General features: G+C 66.2%; 1 pseudogene. It reads right to left on the minus strand.

Annotation, left to right across the window (positions count from 1 at the left end):
• A pseudogene (locus A9X04_RS22450) lies at positions 1–1,090 on the minus strand (pyruvate dehydrogenase (acetyl-transferring), homodimeric type); the annotation flags it as partial.

Below are 1,090 nucleotides of genomic sequence, written 5' to 3' on the forward strand. Positions count from 1 at the left end.
CGGCGGCCCACAGGCCGTCGCCGGTGCGCTGGAAGCCGAACATCGAATAGAAGATGTAGATCGGGATCATCGGCTCGTTGTGGGTGGCATACGAGGTGCCGGCCGCGATGAACGAGCCCACCGACCCCGCCTCGCTGATGCCCTCGTGCAGGATGTGCCCGGTTGCGCTCTCCTTGTAGGCCAGCATCAGCTCGGCGTCCACGGCGGTGTACAGCTGGCCCAGGCGGTTGTAGATCTTCAGCGACGGGAACCACGAGTCCATGCCGAACGTGCGCGCCTCGTCGGGGATGATTGGCACGATTCGCGGGCCAACCTCCTTGTCCCGCAACACTTCCTTGAAGGTCCGCACCGTCGCCATGGTGGTGGCGACCTCCTGGGTGCCCGACCCCTTCTTCAGCGGGGCGTAGATGTCACGCGGGGGAAGCTTGAGCGCCTTGGCCTTGGTGCGGCGCTCGGGCAGGAAGCCGCCGAGGGTGCGGCGACGGTCGAGCATGTAGCGGATCTCCGGCGCGTCCGGACCGGGGTGGTAGTAGGGCGGCAGGTAGGGATTCTCGTCCAGCTGCGCATCGCTGATCGGGATCCGCATGGAGTCCCGGAAGTGCTTAAGGTCTTCCAGCGCAAGCTTTTTCATCTGATGGGTGGCGTTGCGGCCCTGGAAGTGCGCACCCAGCGAGTAGCCCTTGATGGTCTTGGCCAGGATCACCGTCGGCTGGCCCTTGTGGTCGATGGCGGCCCGGTAGGCGGCGTACACCTTGCGGTAGTCGTGGCCGCCGCGCTTGAGGTTCCAGATCTCGGCGTCGGTCATGTTCTCGACCAGCGCCTTGGTGCGCGGGTCGCGGCCGAAGAAGTGGTCGCGCACGTAGGCGCCGTCGTTGGCCTTGTACGTCTGGTAGTCACCGTCGGGGGTGGTGTTCATCAGGTTGACCAGCGCGCCGTCGCGGTCGGCGTGCAGCAGGGCGTCCCACTCGCGGCCCCACACCACCTTGATGACGTTCCAGCCCGCCCCGCGGAAGAACGACTCCAGCTCCTGGATGATCTTGCCGTTGCCGCGCACCGGGCCGTCGAGCCGCTGCAGGTTGCAGTTGATCAC

It is taken from the genome of Mycobacterium sp. E3247 (assembly GCF_001667785.1).
Classification (GTDB): Bacteria; Actinomycetota; Actinomycetes; order Mycobacteriales; family Mycobacteriaceae; genus Mycobacterium.